Below are 18,489 nucleotides of genomic sequence, written 5' to 3'. Positions count from 1 at the left end.
GCCGATTGTTTACGAATCGGGGACGAGTCCGCGACCGCGCTGTTATCTTGCCGGGAAGGTCGGGTACCGAGGGGGGATCGTGAGAATTCGACGAACAGCCATGTTTCGCTCCGCTGCGCTCGCGGCGGTCCTGGCCGGCGCGCTGCTCGCCGGACCGACCGCGGCGCAGGCCGCGCCGTCGTCCTCACAGTCGCCTGTAGCGACTCCCGCACAACTCCCGGTGCCGTTCGACCTGGGGGCGGGCCTGCGCGCCATGGCGTTTCCCGAGACTCCGCCGCCGGGGGCGAACGACCCGAACTGCCGGCCGTCGCCGCAGCATCCGAACCCGGTCGTCCTGGTCAACCCGACCTTCGCGACGCAGGCCTCGGCTTGGCAGGCCGGAGCGCCGTTCCTGCGCAACCTCGGCTACTGCGTGTACACCTTCAACTTCGGCAACCCCACCTGGATCTCGGAGATCCCGATCCAGGGTGTCGGCGACATCAGGCAGTCCGCCCAGGTGCTGTCGGCCACCGTCGACCGGGTACTCGCGACCACCGGGGCAACCAAGGTCGACCTCGTCGGGCATTCCCAGGGCGGCGGTGTGCTTCCCGGGTACTACCTCAACGTGCTCGGCGGCGCGGCCAAGGTCGACCGGTTCGTCGGGGTCTCGCCGAGCAACCACGGGACCACCGCCAGCGAACTCGCCTACGTGCGCAGCCTGGTGCCGCCGGTCGGGCGCGCCTTCTACGACGCGCTGGGCGCACTCGCCCCGGCGTTGACCCAGCAGGCGATCGACTCGGACCTGATGCGGCAGACGTATGCGCGCGGCGACACCCGGCCCGGCGTGCACTACACGACGATCGTCACCAAGTACGACGAGGTCGTCACCCCCTACGACCAGCAGTTCCTGAACGGGCCGGACGTCACGAACATCCTGCTGCAGGACGGATGCCCAAGCGACCGCTCAGAGCACCTGTCCACGCTCTACAGCGAACGGGTGTGGCTGTTCGTGGCGAATGCGCTCGACCCCGCGCACGCAACCGCGGTGCCCTGCTTCGAGGTGGACCCGTTCTTCCCGAACGTGCGCTGACGGTGCGTCCGGCGCGACCGGACCATTCACGAACGCTGGGTCTCGGACACCATCCGGTGGATCTCGGAGACCTGCTCGGCGATCGCGGGAAGCTGCTTGAGCAGGGCCATTTCCTCGTGCAGTTCGGTCAGCAGCGCCCGGACCTCGCCGAGCGTCTCCTCGACGGTGCCGAGGGTGCCGCCGACCGTGGAAAGAGTGCTGCTGACGGCGCTGAGCGTGTCGTCGACCCGTCCGAGCAGCTTGTCGGTGTTGGTCAGGGTCCGGTCGGCGCGGCCGAGGATCTCGGCAGGGTTCTTCGGCAACAGTCCCATGACACGGCTCCTCGGTCGGGCGAGCTGATCGGCCGGTTCATCGGAGAACCGTTCGGCCGCAGCGTAGTCCGAGACCGCCGCCCAGTGGGCAAGATCGGCCCGGACCGGCATGCGTGGACAGTACCGAGCCGGTTGCCCGCGGTCGACGGTTTCCGGCGCGGGATGTCGGCGAACGTCAGCAGTTGCTGGGCGCCGGCGCGTCGGCGAACCGGTCGGCGAGCCAGTCGAACGCCGCGGGCGAGCCGATCACCGCCGCGCTGAGGTGATCCGGGCTCGGCACCTGCATCGACTCGACCTTGACGCCGGCCTGGCAGTAACGGTGCAGGGTGTTCTCGATGGAGTCGACGGGGATGAGCACATCGGTCGGGCTGTGCCACTCGAAGATCGGCATGTCGGGGATGCCCTGATACAACTCCAGGCTGTTCTCGTTCAACAGCTTCCAGGCGGCCGGGTCGTCCATGAAGTTCGTGTTGTCGGTCATCTGGCCGGCGCTGTGCCCGGCGCCGAATGCCATGATCTCGTTCGTGCAGCCGTTGGCGATCTCGTGCTGAAGCCGGCGACCCTGCGCGTTGAGCTGGTCGGTGACGTCGAGTTGGTTCGGATAGGCGCGCTCGAGCCCGAGCGCCGCGGCGAACGCCAGCCCGAACGCCGGGTGCGGGTGGTCGGCCAGTGCGTGCGCCATCTTCGCGAGGTTCATCGGGACACCGCCCTCGGCGGAGCCGACGATGTGCAGTTCCGGTGCGTAGGACCGCGCCATCGCGGCCGCCCACGCGGTGGCCAGCCCGCCGCCGGAGTAGCCGGCCAGCGCCACGGGGCTGCGCTGCACCAGGAACTGCGGCAGCCGTTGGACGGCGCGGATCCCGTCGAGCGTGATCTGCCCGCCCAGGCGCGCGGCGCCGTACTCCATGTCGGGACCGAGGTGATCGGGCAGCGACACCGCCCACCCGCGCAGCAGCGCGACATTGAGTGCCGGGGCCTGGCGTATCTGCAGTAGCGGGTCGGACGTGTACAGCTCGTTCTCGACGCGGCACTTGGTGCCGAGGGCGTTGATGATCGGCTGGTAGGAGAGCAGTGGTCCGTTCGGCTGATGATTGTTCGGCAGTACGTACGTGGTGTCGGCGGCGATCGGCTGCCCCTCGGCGCCGGTCGAGCGGAACAGCACCTGCCAGACGTGCGAGGTGGGGAACTGCCAGTTGTCCGGCAGTTGTCGCACCCGCAGCACATCGCCCGGCTTGTGGGCGGCGAGGCCGGGTGGCGCGGTGTAGAAGGGGTCCCCGTCGGACACGGGGTAGAGGGGCGCAGCGGTCGCGACGGCGGGCACCAGGGCGGCTCCCGCGCCGAGCGTGAGTGCGGCGACCGCCGCCGCGGCCAGTAAACGTCGCCACGAACTCATGCCCGCACCCTCCTGTGGACGATTGCCGTGTGCCCCGACCGCTCCGGCACAACGACAGACGACGCTACCGGCCGGACCCGGCGCGGACCGCCGCAACGGGCCGACTCCCGGCAGACTCACAGGTTGTCGTGACCTGCCGTTATGGTGCCCCGTGGAGGCGTGCGAGCGCCACGAACAGCGGCTCGTGCGGATCCAGTTCCAGTGCCTTGGTGCGCAGGAACGCATCGATCAGGCCCCAGAGCAGTGTGGTCAGCCGGTCGACGAACTCGTCGGCGCCGATCGGCTCAGGGCCGCCGTCCGAGCTGATCCACAGGTCGGTCACGGCGACGATCGCACCGACCGCGGCCCGCGAGGTGAAGTCGACGCCGGTGTCGTCCGCGTCGGCCGCACTCAGGATCGCCGAGGCCAGTTTGCCGATCCGGTCGGTCAGGTCGCGGCCGACATCCATGGGCAGCGCCATGGACTGACCGTCCGGGCGCATCCGGCTCTGGGCGAGGAAGCGGAAGACGTTGGGGTGCCGGGTGATGACCTCGGCGAACCCGGTGACCGCATGGCGCAACGCCTGTTCGGGGGTGCGCATGAAGAAGTCGAAGTCGGGCCGGATGACGGTGTAGACGTCGTCGGCCAGGCGCTGTGCGACCGCGCGGAACAGGTCGGCCTTGTCGGTGAAGTGGCGGTACAGCCGGGGTTTGGTCGTGCCGGCCTCCCGAGCGATCGCGTCCATGCTCGGGTTCGGACCCTCCGCGTCGATCACCCGGTAGGCGGCGTCGACGAACTCTTCGCGGCCTCGCCGGAGGCGGTCGTCGAGGTGGGGCGCCGGGGAGTGGGGAACGGCGGGGGCGTCCGGATCGGCCTCCGCGCCCGGCGCGCGCGCGGGCTCCGGGCTGGGCGTGGTCGTCATCGTGTGTTCCTTGACTGTGAGCCGATCCGGCAGCCGCAGGATCCGGCCGAGCCCTGCGTGTGCCGGGCGCACCGGGCCGGGCACGAAGTCTACCGGCCGCGGCTGCAGATCGACCGCGTTCCGCTGCTACGTAGGTACTCATCGTTACTGCCGGTACGGACCCCCAAGAGTGGATCCCGAGTGCGCACCGAAGTCGGCGAGGCCGATGAAACCACAGGTCAAGGTCGTTGGTGCTTGACACCGGCCGGGGTTTGAACTGACACTCGAACGGCTAGGCGGTACCGACGGTAACGGCATTGCTTTACTGTGGGTACGCCCTCTGGTGACGGTGCGGGTCGCGCCGGCCCGATTCGAGAACGGACGGATCTGATGACCGCTCAGCCCTACTCGCACCACGATGCCTCGCCGGTGGGCGACGCGCGGCCGGCGGTCTCGCCTGCGCGCCGGCGGACCGTCCGCAACGGAGCGTTCGACCTCGCGGTGTTCGAGGAGGGCAACCCCGACGGGCCGACGCTGGTCCTGGTGCACGGCTGGCCCGACACCCACCACCTCTGGGACCACGTGGTGCCCCTGCTGGCCGACAGGTTCCGGATCGTGCGGTACGACACCCGCGGGCACGGCGAGTCGACGGTGCCCGAGCGGGTCGAGGACTTCCGGCTGGAGGCGATGGCCGCCGACCTGTTCGCGGTGCTCGACGCGGTCAGCCCGGACGAACCGGCGCACCTGCTCGCGCATGACTGGGGTTCGGTCCAGGTGTGGGAGGCCGTGTGCGAGCCCGGCGCCGAGCGCCGGGTCGCGTCGTTCACGTCGATCTCCGGCCCGAACCTCGACCACCTGGGCAAGTGGATGCGGCGCCGGCTCGCGCGCCCGACGCCGAGGAACGTCTGGCAGCCGGTCAGTCAGCTGATCTCGTCGGCGTACACGTTCTTCTTCATGGCGCCGCTGCTGCCCACGTTGTTCTTCCGGGGCCTGGGCGGCAAGACGAATTGGGCACTGTTCCTGCGGGCGGTCGAGGGGATCCGCCCCGATCAAGTCGCCTTCGCCGACTCGTTGCGCGCCGACATGATCAGCGGCCTGCGCATCTACCGGGCCAACGTCGTGCAGCGGGTGCTGCGCCCGCGCGACCGGTACACGTCGGTGCCGGTGCAACTGCTCGTCAACCGCCGCGACATCGCGGTCCGGCCCGCCGGCTATGACGACACCGACCGGTGGACGTCCGAGCCCGTGCTTCGCAAGGACCTGCCCACGGGGCACTGGCTGCCGTTCAGCTCGCCGGAGCTGATCGCCGAGCACACCGTCGCGTTCGTCGACTCGCTCGACCGGGACGCCGACCCCGTGGCGTGACGCCCGGTCCACATTTTCGTTCGTATTCGATTGGGAGAGAACATCATGGCAGCAAGAGGACAGGATGCCGGCGAGGTGGATGCGGGGCCGGTGACGCTGCACGCGCGCAACGTCGAGTTCGACTGGGCCGGAACGCCGCTGCACTGGATGCCCACCGAGCCGATCGCTTCGCATGCCGTCAGTGCGTTGAACCTGCTGCTGCCCGAGGGGGAACGCTGGTTCTGCGCCACCTACGCCGAGGCGCTGCCGCTGGTCAAGGACGACAAGCTACGCGAGGACATGCTCGGGTTCATGGGGCAGGAGTCGATGCACGCCGAAACCCACAATGCCGTGCTGTACGAATTCCTCGAGGCGAACGAGGTGGACCCGAAGCCGTTCGTGGCGCACAGCGAGTACCTGTTCCGTAAGGTGCTGGGTCCCCGCGAGGCGAGCACGCCGCGCGAGGAGCGGCAGCAGCTGGTCGAGCGGATCGCCTTCATCGGCGCGATCGAGCACATCACCGCGTTCCTCGGCGACTATGTGCTCAACTCCCGGTGGGAGGAGTTCGACGCGGACCCGCAGATGACCGATCTGTTCCGCTGGCATGGGGCGGAGGAGGTCGAGCACCGCAACGTCGCCCACGACGTGGCGATGTACTTCGGCGTCGGCTACTTCCGGCGCAACTTCGCGATGGTGGTCGCGTTCCTGGCGTTCTGGGTGTTGATGATCCGCGGTACCAAGTTCATCGTCCACCAGGATCGGGCGATGCCGAACCGGGGGACCATCAGGGTCCTCGCCGGCATCCTCGCGGCGATGCGCCGCGGTTCGCTGCCGGGGCCGATCCGGCTGCTCAAGGATGCGTTGCGCTACTTCAGCCCGTCGTACACGCCGGACAAGGTCGGCAACACCGCACAGGCCGTGGCCTACCTGGCCAAGTCGCCCGCCGCGAAGGCGGCCGCCTAGTCATGACGAAATTCCCTGTCCCGCAGTCGGTCCCCGCGGACCTGTTCGGCAAACGCGACCGCGACCTGCTGGTGGGTGTGGTCGACACCTTCGCCGGCGTGTACCTGCGCTCGCTGCGTTTCCTGCATCGTCGCGACGTCGACTCGCCCGTCGACGACCATCGGATCCGGCTGGTGGTGCGCGCACGGACGGTGGTCGCGGAGGACCAGGACGTCGTCAGCCTGGTGCTCGAGGCGCCGGGCGGGGGCGCGCTGCCGTCGTGGCGGCCCGGTGCGCACTTGGACCTGGAGCTGCCGTCGGGCCGGCTGCGCCAGTACTCGCTGTGCGGGGACCCCGCCGACGGCCACCGCTACCGGATCGCGGTCCGCCGCATCCCCGACGGCGGCGGCGGGTCCGTCGAGGTGCACGACCGGCTGGCGGTCGGCGCAGAGCTGACCGTGCGCGGGCCGCGCAACGCGTTCGCGTTCGCGGTGCCGGGACACGGCTCGACCGCACAGAAGTTGAGGTTCGTCGCCGGCGGCATCGGCATCACCCCGATCCTGCCGATGGTGCGGCTGGCCCATCGCCTCGGGCTGGACTGGTCGATGGTGTACACCGGCCGGCGCCGCGAGACCCTCCCGTTCCTCGACGAGCTCGCATCGTTCGGGGACCGCGTCACCGTGCGCACCGACGACGTCGACGGGCTGCCCGACGCCGGGGCGCTGCTCGGCGAGGTCGGGGCGTCGACGGCCGTGTACTGCTGCGGCCCGGTGCCGATGCTCGACGTGCTGCGCGGGGCGGTGCGCTCGGCCCGCGGGGTCGAGTTCCATTTCGAGCGGTTCGCGGCGCCGCCGGTCGTCGACGGCAAGGAGTTCGAGGTCGAGTTGGCGCGCACCGGTGAAGTGGTCACCGTGCCGGCGGACAAGACCGCGCTCGAAGCCATCGGCGCGGTCCGGCCGGACATCCCGTACTCGTGCCGGCAGGGCTTCTGCCGGACCTGTGAGGTGCGCGTGCTCGACGGCACGCCGGAGCACCGGGACACCACGCTCACCGACGAGGAACGCGAGAACGGCGGGATGCTGATCTGCGTGTCCCGCTGCGCCGAAGGTGGGCGGCTGGTGCTCGACGCCTGAACGGTGCGGGCCGGCCCCGCAGAACGGACGGTTCGCCCTCGACGAGTGAGCGTCATCGCAACCTGAGCGAGATGTGCCTGTGACCGGCACCAATTGATGTGTGGAATCACACAATCCGGTGTTATGGTCTGGCACAACGCAGGTTGGGAACTCGCCCAAATGCTCAGCGAGGAGGCCCCATGTCGAACCGCATCACGGATTCGGAACTGGCGATCGTCGAAGCTGCGCTACTTGCCGAGCCGGCGCTGACCGCCGTTCGGGTCTCCTCGGAGAAGGACCGCTACGGCGCCTGGATGTGGGACGACGTCGTCGCCATCGAGGTCGGCCCGCTCGGCGCCGCGGATGCGGTCGAGATCGACGAGCTGCTGATCAACAGGTTCGCCGCCGACCATGTGGAGGCGGACGGTCGCGAGTGTGTCATCGCGGTCACCGACGAGGTGCGCACCGCGGTCACCCTGCGGCGTACCCTGCGCCGGGCGCCGAACCCCGCGGCATCCGTCGCCTGAGGTTCCGTCACACGCCGGCGGCGAACCCGTGCTGTCGCCAGGCCTCGTAGGCGGCGACCGCGGCGGCGTTGGACAGGTTCAGCGACCGGCGGCCCGGGATCATCGGGATCCGCAGTCGGTCGGTCACATGCGGATCGGCAAGCACCTCGGGTGCGAGGCCGGTCGGCTCCGGGCCGAACATCAACACGTCGCCGGGCTGATACTGCACGTCGGCGTAGGACCGGGTGGCATGCGCGGTGAAGGCGTACACCCGCTGCGGTTGCAGCGCCGCCCAGGCGGCGGCGAGGTCCTTGTGCACCGTCACAGACGCCAGATCGTGGTAGTCGAGTCCGGCGCGGCGCAGCTTCGGCTCGGACAGGTCGAAGCCGAGCGGTTCGACGAGATGCAGTTCGCAACCGGTCGCCGCGACCATGCGGATCGCGTTGCCGGTGTTGGGTGGAATGCGGGGCTCGTGGAACAGGACTCGGAACACGCCCGCAATTCTCCCAGCACGGCCCGGGCGTCGCCGCGGCGGGACCGACTCTGCGCGATGCGCAGAGGGTGTCGTCGGAAGGCTCCGGGGTGGGATCGGACTTCGAACCGATGCAGATCCGGTGACTGCCCTACGAAACCGCTATCGGGGCAGCACTGTCGATGTTGTACGAACGGATGGTGGCTCTGATCTGGTCGGCCACCTTGTAGATGTCGACCACAGTCTCGATGTCGTGCCGAACGCCGGTCTTGTTCGCGTCCTCGAAAGTCGTGACGAACCTGACGCTCTTTCCGTTCAAGTGGAGTCGGATGACCGGCTTGCGGTTGTTGTCGTCGAGGAGAACCGCAAAGTAGGACTTCGCGTCACGGTAGACGATCCGCTCGGCTGCCACCTCGGACACGGCGATCGCCCGGACGATGTTGAAACCGTCGAGTTCCTCCTCGGTGGTCACGATGTCCGGGTCCGGCGTCGCGACGGGTTTGCGTTGGACCTCGACATCCACCGGTTCGGCAGGGGTCGCCCGCACCGCGCTCTCGACGTGGCCGGCCTCGTCTCCGAGTGCGCTCTTGAGACGGTCGTTCACCTGGTCGGCAATGTACTGCGCCGTCGCCTTGTCGACCAACCCGCGGAACTGATCGACCACCTTCTGGGTGGCCTTGCCGTCGTAGGCGCGGGCGACGAAGTACCGGATCCAGTCGTCGGACGGTTCCTTGATCTCGTTGGCGAGGATCCGCTTGATCAGGCCGATGTACTTGAGTTCCTCGGCAGCGCTCACCACCGAATCGAGGTCGAATGATTCCTTGGACAGCTTCTGGATCTCGGGAACGACGGTCCGATCGAGATCCAGCAGGTCGAAGACCAGAAACGGCTTCTCGTCCATTCTGTTCGGCGCATCACCATCGGTATAGACCTGGTAGACCTGCCCGTTCGTGAGTATCGCGATGCGCGCGGACGTCACGGCGAAGTACCGGAAGAGTTGCGCAGCGTGCGCGAGGTTGAGCGGCTCGCCGATCTTCTTGCATTCGATGAGGATCTGCACCGCGCCGTTCTGCATGATGGCGTAGTCGATCTTCTCGCCCTTCTTGACCCCGACGTCCGCGACGAGTTCGGGTACGACCTCGCTCGGGTCGAACACGTCATACCCGAGCACGGACGAGATGAACGGCATGATGAAGGCGTTCTTCGTCGCCTCCTCGGTCTCGATGCCGCCCTTCTTGTCGCGGATCTTCGCGGCCAGCGCGTTGAGGCCGTCGGCAAAGCTCATCGGAAACCCCCTGGCTGTGGATTTCCCGGAGATTAGCCGGGAGCGCCCGGCGCAGACGTGGAAACGGCGCGACTGTCGGCCGTTCGATGGACAACGTCCCTCGGCTACCGCAGAGGAGTCCGGTCCGCGTGCCGCGACGCTCCCTACTCTTCGACCACGGTGGGCCGCTGCGCCGGTTGCACGGTGAACGGCGTCGGTCCGGGGTTCGCGGGGCCGCCGTTGACCTGTTCGGGATCGAGCACGCAGTGGGTGCGCCCGTAGACGGTGAACATGCACTTGTTGTTGTGGTTGCAGCGCCCCTGCGTGGTCGGGTCCTTCTGCATCCGGGCGATCAGGTCCGGTTCGCGCAGCAGCGCCCGACCCATCGCGACGAAGTCGAATCCTTCGCCGAGTCCGGTGCGCGCATGGTCGAGGTTGTTGATGCCGCCGAGCAGGATCAGCTTCGAGTTCGACACCGCCGGGACGAACTGCCGGGCTGAATCGAGCATGTACAGGTCGCGGTAGGGGTAATCGCCGAGCACGCGCCTGCCGAAGAGCTTCAGCCCCGTTTTGAACGGTTCCTTCTGCACCGACGCGAACTCGTCGATGGGGACGTCGCCGCGGAACAGGTACATCTGGTGCTTGACCGACGAACCCTGGGTCAGCTCGATGGCGTCGAGGTTGCGGTCCCGGTCTAGCAGCTGCGCGGTCTGCACCGACTCCGTGAGCCAGATGCTGTGTTTGATGCCGTCGTCCATGCTCATCTTCGCGGTGACCGCGATCCGGTTCCCGACGACCTCACGCACCCGCTGTGCGATCTCGCGGGCGAACCGCGTGCGGTTCTCTATGCTGCCGCCGTACTCGTCCTTGCGCCGGTTGATCCACGGGCTCAGGAAGGAACTGGGCAGATAGAGATGCCCGAAGTGCAGTTCGACGGCGTCGAAGCCGGCGTCGGCCGCCACCTGCGCCGCCTCGCCGAACTGGTCGATCACCTGCCGGATCCGGGCCACGGTGATCTCGCGGCAGTACTCCATCGTGGAGGGGTTCACGAAACGGCTGGGGGACAGGGCTGTGACCCCGGTGATCTTCTTCGACGCGACCACGCCCGCGTGCCCCAGCTGAGCCGAGATCGCGCCCCCGGCGGAGTGGACGGCGTCGGTCAGCTTGCGCAGTCCCGGCAGCGCCGCCCGGCTCATGACGATCTGCCCGGGCGCGCTCGCTCCCTCCGGGGCGACGCAGCAGTAGGCGACGGTGGTCAGGCCGACTCCGCCGCGCACGAAGCTCAGGTGGAAGTCGATGAGGTCGTCGGTGACCAGGCCCTCCGGCGAACGGCCCTCCGACGTCGCCGCCTTGACGAACCTGTTGCGCAGGGTGACCGGCCCCAGCGTGGTCGGGCTGAACGGGTCGACGTCGGGCATAGCGTGCCGCCTCTCCTTCATCGACGCCGCACGGCGTCGGAGTGTGATGCAGATCATGTTATTGAGGTTTGCGGTGCAGTGTCCGAATTGTTCCGCTGGACGGGAATCCCTTGTTCCGGCCGACAAGATCGCTAGCCTGGAAACATGACCACCCCGACGCTCACGCTGAACTCCGGCACCGCCATCCCTCAGCTCGGCCTGGGGGTGTGGCAGGCGACCGACGAGCAGACCGAGACGGTGGTGCGGTCCGCGCTCGACGAGGCCGGCTACCGGCACATCGACACCGCTCGGGCCTACGACAACGAGGCCGCGGTCGGCCGCGCGCTCGCCGCGTCCTCCGCCCCGCGTGAGGACGTCTTCGTCACCACGAAGCTGTGGAACGCGGACCAGGGCTACGAGCCCGCGCTGCGCGCCTTCGACGACAGCCTGCGCAGGCTCGCCACCGACTACGTCGACCTCTACCTGATCCACTGGCCGCTGCAGAACCGCGAGCGGCTGCTGCGCACGTGGGATGCCCTCGAGGAGATCGCCGGTTCGGGCCGCGCCAAGGCGATCGGGGTGTGCAACTTCGAGCCGCACCACCTGCAACTGCTCGTCGATCGGGGCGGTATGTTGCCGGCCGTCGACCAGGTCGAGTTGCACCCGCATCTGCCGCAGCACCACATCCGGGAGGCGGCGGTCGCACACGGAATCGCCGTCGAGTCCTGGAGCCCGCTCGGCGGTACGCCGAAGTCCGGCTGGGGCAAGGATTCGAAGCCGAACACGTTGCTGGCCGATCCGGTGGTCACCGCCGTCGCCGACAAGCACGGCAAGTCGCCGGCGCAGGTGCTGATCAGGTGGCACCTGCAGAACGGGCTGATCGTCATCCCCAAGACGGTCCATCCCGAGCGTGCCGCCCAGAACATCGACGTGTTCGACTTCGCACTCGACGACGATGACCTCGCGCAGATCGCGACACTCGACGACGGCACCCGGGTGGGGGCGCATCCCGACGAGCTGAACATGGGCGCGCCCGACTGAGCGGGACGGCGCGGCGGCCACCGCCGACGATTCACCACGGACGGAGGGGATGATGGTCGATGTGACGATCGAGGAACACGCCGACGAGTCGTTCGACGCCGCCGACCTTTCCGGCGAGCACTGGGAGCAGCGGCACTATGTGCGCTGCAGTTTCCGCGACGCGGACCTGTCCGGTCTGCACACCGACCGGGTGATGTTCACCGACTGCGATTTCACCGGGGCGGACCTGACCGATTCGCACCACCTGGGCACGGCCTTCCGCTCCTGCGCGTTCCGCTACACCAGCCTGTGGCAGAGCACGTTCCGTAACTCCAGCATGCTCGGGTCGGTGTTCGACCAGTGCCGGCTACGGCCCATCACGCTCGAGGAGGTCGACTTCACGCTGACCTCGCTCGGCGGCGCGGACCTGCGCAAGGTGAACTTCGTCGAGTGCCGGTTGCGTGAGGCGAACCTGGTGCAGGCGGATCTGCGCGAGACCGATCTGCGCGGCGTCGACATGCTCGGCGCGCGGACCACCGGGCTGCAGCTCGACGGCGCGGACCTGCGCGGCGCGCACATCGACGCGGGCCTGTGGACGGGGGCGAGCCTGGCCGGTGCTCAGATCGAGATGTCGCAGGCGATCGCCTACGCCGCCGCGCACGGACTGTGCGTCGAACTGGGCTAGTGGCACGCTCGACGCCCCGGCGCGGTGCCACACGCGGGAACGGTCGGGCACCTGCGACAATGGTCGACGTGACTGCGACGATCCTCGACGGCAAGGCAACCCGCGACGAAATCTTCGACGACCTCACCAAGCGGGTCGCCGCGCTCAAGGCGGACGGCATCCAGCCCGGCCTGGGCACCGTGCTCGTCGGCGACGACCCGGGTTCGCACGCCTACGTCCGCGGCAAGCACAGCGACTGCGCGAAGGTCGGGATCACCTCGCTGCGCCGCGACCTGCCCGCCGATGTGAGCGCCGAGGTGCTGGCCGACACCATCGCCGAGCTCAACCAGAACCCTGCTTGCACCGGCTACATCGTGCAGCTGCCGCTGCCCAAGCACCTCGACGAGGTTGCGACGCTGGAGAGCATCGACCCGGGCAAGGACGCCGACGGCCTGCACCCGATGAATCTGGGCCGGCTCGTGCTCGGCAAGCCGGCGCCGCTGCCGTGCACCCCGCGCGGCATCGTGCACCTGTTGCGCCGCTACGAAGTGCCGATCGACGGGGCGCACGTGGTGGTCGTCGGCCGCGGTGTCACGGTCGGCCGGCCGATCGGGCTGCTGCTGACCCGCCGCTCGGAGAACGCCACGGTCACGTTGTGCCACACCGGGACCCGTGACCTGGCCGCCGAGGTGAGCCGGGCCGACATCGTCGTCGCGGCCGCCGGGGTGCCCGGACTGATCACCGCGGACATGGTCAAGCCCGGAGCGGCGGTGCTCGACGTGGGCGTCAGCCGCACCGAGGCGGGACTCGTCGGCGATGTGCACCCGGACGTGCGCGAGGTCGCCGGGTACATCTCCCCGAACCCCGGTGGTGTCGGACCGCTCACCCGGGCGTTCCTGCTGGCGAACGTCGTCGAGCGCTGCGAGCAGATCGCCCAGGGGCAAGGCTGACGCCCATGTCCGAACGGCAGCAGGCCGAGCCCCGCGAACTGGACGCCCCCGAGCGCCCGGCGATCGACAGTCCGGAGACGGTGACCGGCCCGTCCGACGCGGGGGCCGACCGGCCGCGGGCCCGCCCGGAGCGCATCCCCGCACCGGGATCAGACCGGCCGAGCACCCTGTGGCGCCGGCTCTACACGATCCACCTGCCGCTCGTGCTGGTCGGGCTCGGGCTGCTGGTCGCGGTCGTGTTCATCGTCGCCGACCGCTGGCGGCGCGGCACGATCATCTTCGGTCTGGTCACGCTCGTGGCAGCGGCCTTCCGGCTGCTGCCCGCCGAGCGGGTCGGGCTGCTCGCGGTGCGCAGTCGCGCGTTCGACGTCGGTTTCCTGACGGTGCTGGGTGGCCTGGTGATCTGGCTGGCCAGCTCGATCGATCCGCTCGGTACCGGTTAGTTCCCTGCGCCGGCAACTCGTCGGGGATGTCGTTGGGTTGGGCAATGTCCCGAATCGGCGACATGACCGAAGAGCGACGTAAGCTCGTGCTGGATGTGTTTCGACGGCAAGCCGGTTGGCCGGGTGCCGGCCGGATTCTGGTGGCACTACACCCGGCCCCCGTCGCGCCCGTACAGCAGTTCCGTCTCTTCATCGGAGTGCATCGTCAAGCACGTCGACGGCTTCCAGGACATGTTCCGCGACCACAAGGAGGAGGTCGCGCGGGCCGCCGAGATCGTCGCGGCCGACACCATCGTGGGACCACAACATCCTGCGCGCCGGCTGGTCGCCGAAACCGGAAGGGACCGTCTGATCCGCGGATCGGTCGACCGCGAGCCGGCCCGGGTCAGCCGCGTGAGGCGCGGGCCAGATCCATCGTCTCGCGCATCAACGCGACCACGGCGTCCGCCTCGATGAGGAAGGCGTCGTGGCCGAAGGGCGAGTTGATCACCTGCAGGCCTCGGCAGTTCGGCAGATCGTCGGCGATCTTCCCCAGCGTGTGCAGCGGATACAACTGGTCCGAGTCGATCGCCGCGACCACGGTGGGCACCGGGCAGGCGCCCAAGGCCGCGTCGACACCGCCGCGGCCGCGGCCGACATCGTGCAGGTTGAGGGACTGCGTCAACGTCACATAGCTGCCCGCGTCGAACCGGCCCAGCAGCTTGCCGGCCTGATGGTCGAGGTAGCTCTGCACCGCGAACCTGCCGCCGGCCGCGGGATCCTCGGGTTCCTGCGCGTTGTTGGCGAAGCGGTCGTCGAGCTCGGCCTCACCGCGGTAACTCAGGTGGGCGAAGCGGCGGGCGATGCCCAGTCCGGCGTCCGGGGCACGGCCGGTGCCGTAATAGTCGCCGCCGAGCCAGTCGGGATCGGCGGTGATCGCCTGGATCTGGGTGCCCTGATAGCCGATCTGGTAGGCCGTGGTGCGGGCGTCTGCCGCCAGCACCAGCGACGAACCGACCCGGTCGGGGTGCGAGACCTGCCACTCGAGCGCGCGGGCACCGCCCATCGAACCGCCGGCGACCGAGGCGACCCGCTCGATGCCGATCCGCTCGAGCAGGATGCGTTCGACCTCGACCTGGTCGCGGATGGTGATCACCGGGAACCGTGAGCCCCAGGCCTTGCCGTCCGGGGCGGTCGAGCTCGGCCCGGTGGTGCCGCGGCAGCCGCCGAGCACGTTGGTGGAGATCACACACCATTCGTTCGTGTCGATAACCGCACCTGGGCCGATGAGCCCGTCCCACCAACCCGCCGTCGGATGACCGTCGGGGCCGCCCGCAGGTCCGGTGGCGTGCGAGTCGCCGGTCAGCGCGTGCAGCGCGAGGACCACGTTGTCGCGGGCGGGGGACAGCTCGCCCCAACGCTGCAGCGCGACGGTCACGTTCGGCAGCACCGCGCCGTTCTCCAGGACGACGGAGCCGATGTCGACGTGGCCGAGGGTGCCGTCCGGCGCGGGTAGCTGCGCGGAACGGGACGTGCGGACCTGGCTGATCGTCAAGACTTCGCCGCCGTGAATCCGGCCCGCAGGTCGTCGAGGATGTCGTCGATGCCCTCGATGCCGACGGCCAGCCGGACCTGTGCGGGGCTGACACCGGCGGCGACCTTCTCGTCCGCGGTCAGCTGCGAGTGGGTGGTCGACGAGGGGTGCACGACCAGCGATCGTACATCGCCTATGTTCGCGACGTTGCTGTGCAAGGTCAGACCGTCGATGAACTTCCGCGCGGCCTCTTCGCCTCCGACGATGTCGAATGCGAGCACCGCACCCGCGCCGCGGGGTGCCAACTCGGCGGCGCGCGCGTGCCACGGCGACGATGTCAACCCGGCGTACGCGATCGATTCGACCTGGTCGTGGGCCTCGAGGAACGCGGCCACCCGCTGCGCGTTGGCCACGTGCCGTTCCATGCGCAGGCTCAGCGTCTCGATGCCCTGACCGATCAGGAACGCGTTGAACGGCGAGATCGCCGTGCCCAGGTCGCGCAGCAGCGTCACCCGCGTCTTGAGCGCGAAGGCCGGTGCGCCGAGGTCGGCGTAGACCAGTCCGTGGTAGCTCGGGTCCGGTGTCGTGAAGTTCGCGAAGCGCCCCGAACCGGCCCAGTCGAACGTGCCGCCGTCGACGATGACGCCGGCGATCGTGGTGCCGTGGCCGCCGAGGTACTTGGTCGCCGAGTGCAGCACGATGTCGGCGCCGTGCTGCAGCGGGTTGATCAGGTACGGCGTCGCGATGGTGTTGTCGACGATCAGCGGGATGCCGTGCTCGTGGGCGATGCCCGACACCCCGTGCAGGTCGAAGATCGCGTTCTGCGGGTTGGAGATCGTCTCGCCGAAGAACGCCTTGGTGTTCGGGCGGATGCCGGCGCGCCACTGGTCCAGGTCGTCGGGATCCTCGACGAACGACACCTCGACGCCGAGGTTGCGCAGCGTGTAGTGGAAGAGGTTGTACGTGCCGCCGTACAACCGGGGGCTGGCGAGGATGTGGTCCCCGCTTCCGGCGAGGTTGAGGATCGCCAGGGTGGTGGCCGACTGGCCCGAGGCCAGCAGCAGCGCCGCGACGCCGCCCTCGAGCGCGGCGATGCGCTGCTCGACCACGTCCTGGGTGGGGTTCATGATCCGGGTGTAGATGTTGCCCGGCTCGGACAGGTTGAACAGTGCCTCGCCGTGCGCGACGTCGTTGAACGTGAACGAGGTGGTCTGGTAGATCGGCAGCGCGCGCGCATTGGAGGCGGTGTCGGGCGACTGCCCGGCGTGGACCTGCTTGGTCTCGAAACTCCAGTGCGCGGTCGGATTCTGCTCACTCATCGATGTGCTCCGTGGTGTCCGGATTCGTCACCGGCGCAGGTGGCCGGCAGGGTGGGCTGATCTGGGGCCTGTCAACGGCGACAACACATCGTGAACCTCCGGTGGGGCACTCCCCGTCAGTGGGCCCGCCCGGCGGACCCGCGCTTGTTGCCCGGCGGCATCCCCGTCGAAACCCGACCCGTCGACGGGACCGTCGGCGCGGGGGCTTCCACAGAGGAACCGGACAACCCGGTCATCACCCGGGGCACCCCACCGCGGTTGGAGGGTTGCCGGCCAGCAAGCCGGGGCTGAACGCTGACACTCATGACCTGTGCACGATATTAGCCGGACTCCCAGGGTTCGCCACCCTCGGTGTACCCGAGCGTGCGGCGCCGGCGGGCGATGTGACGGAACGCGCCGGTCAGGGGCGTTGTCGGCGTGATCACCCCCGCGTCGGAAGCGACGGCCGACGGTCAACTTCGGTGCCTGACTTTCGGCCGTCCGGGCCGGTGGTATTTACTTGCTGAGTGCACGGTTCCCGACCTTGTTCACGAGGCGATGTCGGATAGCGTGAGAGTTGAACAGGCTTGCCAAGGAGGACGCGGAATCCACATGTCCAAAATCAAAGTCGAGGGAACGGTCGTCGAACTCGACGGCGACGAGATGACTCGAATCATCTGGCAGTTCATCAAGGACAAGCTGATCCATCCGTACCTGGATGTGAACCTTGATTACTACGACTTGGGGATCGAGTCGCGCGACAAGACCGACGATCAGATCACCGTCGACGCAGCGAATGCGATCAAGCAGCACGGGGTCGGCGTCAAGTGCGCGACCATCACTCCCGACGAGGCTCGCGTCGAGGAGTTCCACCTGAAGAAGATGTGGCGGTCGCCCAACGGCACCATCCGCAACATCCTCGGTGGGACCATCTTCCGCGCCCCGATCATCATCAAGAACGTGCCGCGGTTGGTGCCCGGCTGGACCAAGCCGATCATCGTCGGCCGTCACGCGTTCGGTGACCAGTACCGCGCGACCGACTTCAAGGTCCACCAGGCCGGCACCGTGACCCTCACGTTCACCCCCGAGGACGGCTCCGAGCCGATCCAGCACGAGGTCGTGCGGATGCCCGAGGACGGCGGCGTCGTCATGGGCATGTACAACTTCAAGAAGTCCATCCAGGACTTCGCCCGGGCCTCGCTGTCCTACGGCCTGCAGCAGAACTACCCGGTCTACCTGTCGACCAAGAACACGATCCTCAAGTCCTACGACGGCATGTTCAAGGACGAGTTCCAGCGGGTCTACGAGGAGGAGTTCAAGGCGGAGTTCGACGCCGCGGGCCTCACCTACGAGCACCGGCTGATCGACGACATGGTCGCCTCCGCGCTCAAGTGGGAGGGCGGCTACGTCTGGGCCTGCAAGAACTACGACGGCGACGTCCAGTCCGACACCGTCGCGCAGGGCTACGGCTCGCTGGGCCTGATGACCTCGGTGCTGCTGACTCCGGACGGCAAGACCTGCGAGGCCGAGGCCGCGCACGGCACCGTCACCCGGCACTTCCGCCAGCACCAGCAGGGCAAGCCGACCTCGACCAACCCGATCGCGTCGATCTTCGCGTGGACCCGGGGACTCGAGCACCGCGGCAAGCTGGACAACACCCCCGAGGTGATCGGCTTCTCTCAGCAGCTCGAGGACGTCGTCATCAAGACCGTCGAGAACGGTCAGATGACCAAGGACCTCGCGATGCTCATCGGCCCCGACCAGGGTTACCTCACCACCGAGGAGTTCCTCGGTGCGCTCGACGACAACCTCAAGGCCGCGATCGGCTGATCGGCCGATATCGCGGTGACCGAGAGGTCACCGGACACGAGAAACGGGACGTCACTCGGCGTCCCGTTTTTTCGTGCGCGG

The 18,489-nt window shown here is 68.5% G+C and carries 18 protein-coding genes and 1 riboswitch; of the genes, 10 read left to right on the top strand and 8 right to left on the bottom strand.

The annotated features are described in order from the left end of the window. Window positions 1-100 precede the first annotated feature (100 nt). On the top strand, window positions 101-1,069 hold the full coding sequence (locus G4X40_RS01985; protein ID WP_277829801.1) for an esterase/lipase family protein: 969 nt from the start codon (window positions 101-103) through the stop codon (window positions 1,067-1,069). 26 nt (window positions 1,070-1,095) lie between these two features. Here G4X40_RS01985 and G4X40_RS01980 read toward each other — a convergent pair whose 3' ends face one another. The 3 genes from G4X40_RS01980 to G4X40_RS01970 form a co-directional block, all read right to left on the bottom strand. Next, entirely contained in the window at window positions 1,096-1,380 is a 285-nt protein-coding gene (locus G4X40_RS01980; RefSeq protein ID WP_277829800.1) for a hypothetical protein, read from the bottom strand. A gap of 175 nt (window positions 1,381-1,555) precedes the next feature. Further along, on the bottom strand, window positions 1,556-2,773 hold the full coding sequence (locus G4X40_RS01975; protein ID WP_277829799.1) for a lipase family protein: 1,218 nt from the start codon (window positions 2,771-2,773) through the stop codon (window positions 1,556-1,558). 139 nt (window positions 2,774-2,912) lie between these two features. After that, the gene (locus G4X40_RS01970) at window positions 2,913-3,674 is read right to left on the bottom strand and encodes a TetR/AcrR family transcriptional regulator (protein WP_277829798.1); all 762 of its coding nucleotides are present in this window, start codon (window positions 3,672-3,674) and stop codon (window positions 2,913-2,915) included. A gap of 369 nt (window positions 3,675-4,043) precedes the next feature. Here G4X40_RS01970 and G4X40_RS01965 point away from each other — a divergent pair, with 369 nt between their 5' ends. The 4 genes from G4X40_RS01965 (at window position 4,044) to G4X40_RS01950 (ending at window position 7,578) form a co-directional block, all read left to right on the top strand. Next, complete coding sequence (locus tag G4X40_RS01965; RefSeq protein ID WP_277829797.1) at window positions 4,044-5,018, top strand: alpha/beta fold hydrolase; 975 nt, start codon at window positions 4,044-4,046, stop codon at window positions 5,016-5,018. Window positions 5,019-5,063: 45 nt separating this feature from the next. Beyond that, window positions 5,064-5,960: a metal-dependent hydrolase gene (locus tag G4X40_RS01960; protein ID WP_277829795.1), complete on the top strand. Its 897-nt coding sequence runs from the start codon at window positions 5,064-5,066 to the stop codon at window positions 5,958-5,960. 2 nt (window positions 5,961-5,962) lie between these two features. Continuing rightward, entirely contained in the window at window positions 5,963-7,072 is a 1,110-nt protein-coding gene (locus G4X40_RS01955; protein ID WP_277829794.1) for a PDR/VanB family oxidoreductase, read from the top strand. Between the two features lie 179 nt (window positions 7,073-7,251). Further along, entirely contained in the window at window positions 7,252-7,578 is a 327-nt protein-coding gene (locus G4X40_RS01950) for a hypothetical protein (protein WP_277829793.1), read from the top strand. A 7-nt stretch (window positions 7,579-7,585) separates the two neighbouring features. On the opposite strand, the gene G4X40_RS01945 is transcribed toward G4X40_RS01950, so the two are convergent. The 3 genes from G4X40_RS01945 to G4X40_RS01935 form a co-directional block, all read right to left on the bottom strand. After that, the gene (locus G4X40_RS01945; RefSeq protein ID WP_277829792.1) at window positions 7,586-8,050 is read right to left on the bottom strand and encodes a tRNA (cytidine(34)-2'-O)-methyltransferase; all 465 of its coding nucleotides are present in this window, start codon (window positions 8,048-8,050) and stop codon (window positions 7,586-7,588) included. Between the two features lie 130 nt (window positions 8,051-8,180). Further along, window positions 8,181-9,314, bottom strand: coding sequence for a type I restriction endonuclease (locus G4X40_RS01940; RefSeq protein ID WP_277829791.1), 1,134 nt, complete (start codon window positions 9,312-9,314; stop codon window positions 8,181-8,183). Window positions 9,315-9,457: 143 nt separating this feature from the next. Further along, a complete protein-coding gene (locus tag G4X40_RS01935) occupies window positions 9,458-10,711 on the bottom strand; it encodes an NADH:flavin oxidoreductase (protein WP_277829790.1) in 1,254 nt (417 codons plus the stop codon). Between the two features lie 144 nt (window positions 10,712-10,855). Between G4X40_RS01935 and G4X40_RS01930 the strand changes: the two genes are divergently transcribed. The 4 genes from G4X40_RS01930 to G4X40_RS01915 all read left to right on the top strand — a co-directional run bounded on the left by G4X40_RS01930 (window position 10,856) and on the right by G4X40_RS01915 (window position 13,767). Further along, window positions 10,856-11,731: an aldo/keto reductase gene (locus G4X40_RS01930; protein WP_277829789.1), complete on the top strand. Its 876-nt coding sequence runs from the start codon at window positions 10,856-10,858 to the stop codon at window positions 11,729-11,731. A gap of 52 nt (window positions 11,732-11,783) precedes the next feature. Further along, window positions 11,784-12,395, top strand: coding sequence for a pentapeptide repeat-containing protein (locus G4X40_RS01925; protein ID WP_277831220.1), 612 nt, complete (start codon window positions 11,784-11,786; stop codon window positions 12,393-12,395). A 68-nt stretch (window positions 12,396-12,463) separates the two neighbouring features. Further along, a complete protein-coding gene (locus G4X40_RS01920; protein WP_277829788.1) occupies window positions 12,464-13,324 on the top strand; it encodes a bifunctional methylenetetrahydrofolate dehydrogenase/methenyltetrahydrofolate cyclohydrolase in 861 nt (286 codons plus the stop codon). Between the two features lie 167 nt (window positions 13,325-13,491). Further along, window positions 13,492-13,767: a DUF3017 domain-containing protein gene (locus G4X40_RS01915; protein ID WP_277831219.1), complete on the top strand. Its 276-nt coding sequence runs from the start codon at window positions 13,492-13,494 to the stop codon at window positions 13,765-13,767. Window positions 13,768-14,152: 385 nt separating this feature from the next. Here the strand turns inward: G4X40_RS01915 and metX are convergent, their stop codons facing one another. Both metX and G4X40_RS01905 read right to left on the bottom strand, forming a co-directional pair. Further along, on the bottom strand, window positions 14,153-15,301 hold the full coding sequence (gene metX / locus G4X40_RS01910) for a homoserine O-acetyltransferase MetX (RefSeq protein WP_277829787.1): 1,149 nt from the start codon (window positions 15,299-15,301) through the stop codon (window positions 14,153-14,155). After that, a complete protein-coding gene (locus tag G4X40_RS01905; RefSeq protein ID WP_277829786.1) occupies window positions 15,298-16,599 on the bottom strand; it encodes a bifunctional o-acetylhomoserine/o-acetylserine sulfhydrylase in 1,302 nt (433 codons plus the stop codon). Before G4X40_RS01905 ends, metX begins: the two co-directional genes overlap by 4 nt. Window positions 16,600-16,815: 216 nt before the next feature. Then, window positions 16,816-16,908: riboswitch (SAM riboswitch) on the bottom strand. Between the two features lie 282 nt (window positions 16,909-17,190). On the opposite strand from G4X40_RS01905, the gene G4X40_RS01900 reads away from it, so the two are divergent. Continuing rightward, the gene (locus G4X40_RS01900; protein ID WP_277829785.1) at window positions 17,191-18,408 is read left to right on the top strand and encodes an NADP-dependent isocitrate dehydrogenase; all 1,218 of its coding nucleotides are present in this window, start codon (window positions 17,191-17,193) and stop codon (window positions 18,406-18,408) included. The last annotated feature ends 81 nt before the right edge of the window (window positions 18,409-18,489 follow it).

This window comes from Speluncibacter jeojiensis (assembly GCF_029589495.1).
GTDB classification, from domain to species: domain Bacteria; phylum Actinomycetota; class Actinomycetes; order Mycobacteriales; family Mycobacteriaceae; genus Speluncibacter; species Speluncibacter jeojiensis.
Note: the sequence above shows the minus strand (reverse complement) of the source record. Positions and strands in the feature narration are given on the sequence as shown.

What these genes read in the sequence shown, in the direction of transcription:
- G4X40_RS01955 (WP_277829794.1), top strand. Translation starts at nt 5,963, where the DNA reads ATGACGAAATTCCCTGTCCCGCAGTCGGTCCCCGCGGACCTGTTCGGC.
- G4X40_RS01950 (WP_277829793.1), top strand. Translation starts at nt 7,252, where the DNA reads ATGTCGAACCGCATCACGGATTCGGAACTGGCGATCGTCGAAGCTGCG.
- G4X40_RS01970 (WP_277829798.1), bottom strand. Translation starts at nt 3,674, where the DNA reads ATGACGACCACGCCCAGCCCGGAGCCCGCGCGCGCGCCGGGCGCGGAG.
- G4X40_RS01930 (WP_277829789.1), top strand. Translation starts at nt 10,856, where the DNA reads ATGACCACCCCGACGCTCACGCTGAACTCCGGCACCGCCATCCCTCAG.
- G4X40_RS01975 (WP_277829799.1), bottom strand. Translation starts at nt 2,773, where the DNA reads ATGAGTTCGTGGCGACGTTTACTGGCCGCGGCGGCGGTCGCCGCACTC.
- G4X40_RS01965 (WP_277829797.1), top strand. Translation starts at nt 4,044, where the DNA reads ATGACCGCTCAGCCCTACTCGCACCACGATGCCTCGCCGGTGGGCGAC.
- G4X40_RS01940 (WP_277829791.1), bottom strand. Translation starts at nt 9,314, where the DNA reads ATGAGCTTTGCCGACGGCCTCAACGCGCTGGCCGCGAAGATCCGCGAC.
- G4X40_RS01980 (WP_277829800.1), bottom strand. Translation starts at nt 1,380, where the DNA reads ATGGGACTGTTGCCGAAGAACCCTGCCGAGATCCTCGGCCGCGCCGAC.
- G4X40_RS01935 (WP_277829790.1), bottom strand. Translation starts at nt 10,711, where the DNA reads ATGCCCGACGTCGACCCGTTCAGCCCGACCACGCTGGGGCCGGTCACC.
- G4X40_RS01960 (WP_277829795.1), top strand. Translation starts at nt 5,064, where the DNA reads ATGGCAGCAAGAGGACAGGATGCCGGCGAGGTGGATGCGGGGCCGGTG.
- G4X40_RS01900 (WP_277829785.1), top strand. Translation starts at nt 17,191, where the DNA reads ATGTCCAAAATCAAAGTCGAGGGAACGGTCGTCGAACTCGACGGCGAC.
- G4X40_RS01905 (WP_277829786.1), bottom strand. Translation starts at nt 16,599, where the DNA reads ATGAGTGAGCAGAATCCGACCGCGCACTGGAGTTTCGAGACCAAGCAG.
- G4X40_RS01925 (WP_277831220.1), top strand. Translation starts at nt 11,784, where the DNA reads ATGGTCGATGTGACGATCGAGGAACACGCCGACGAGTCGTTCGACGCC.
- G4X40_RS01985 (WP_277829801.1), top strand. Translation starts at nt 101, where the DNA reads ATGTTTCGCTCCGCTGCGCTCGCGGCGGTCCTGGCCGGCGCGCTGCTC.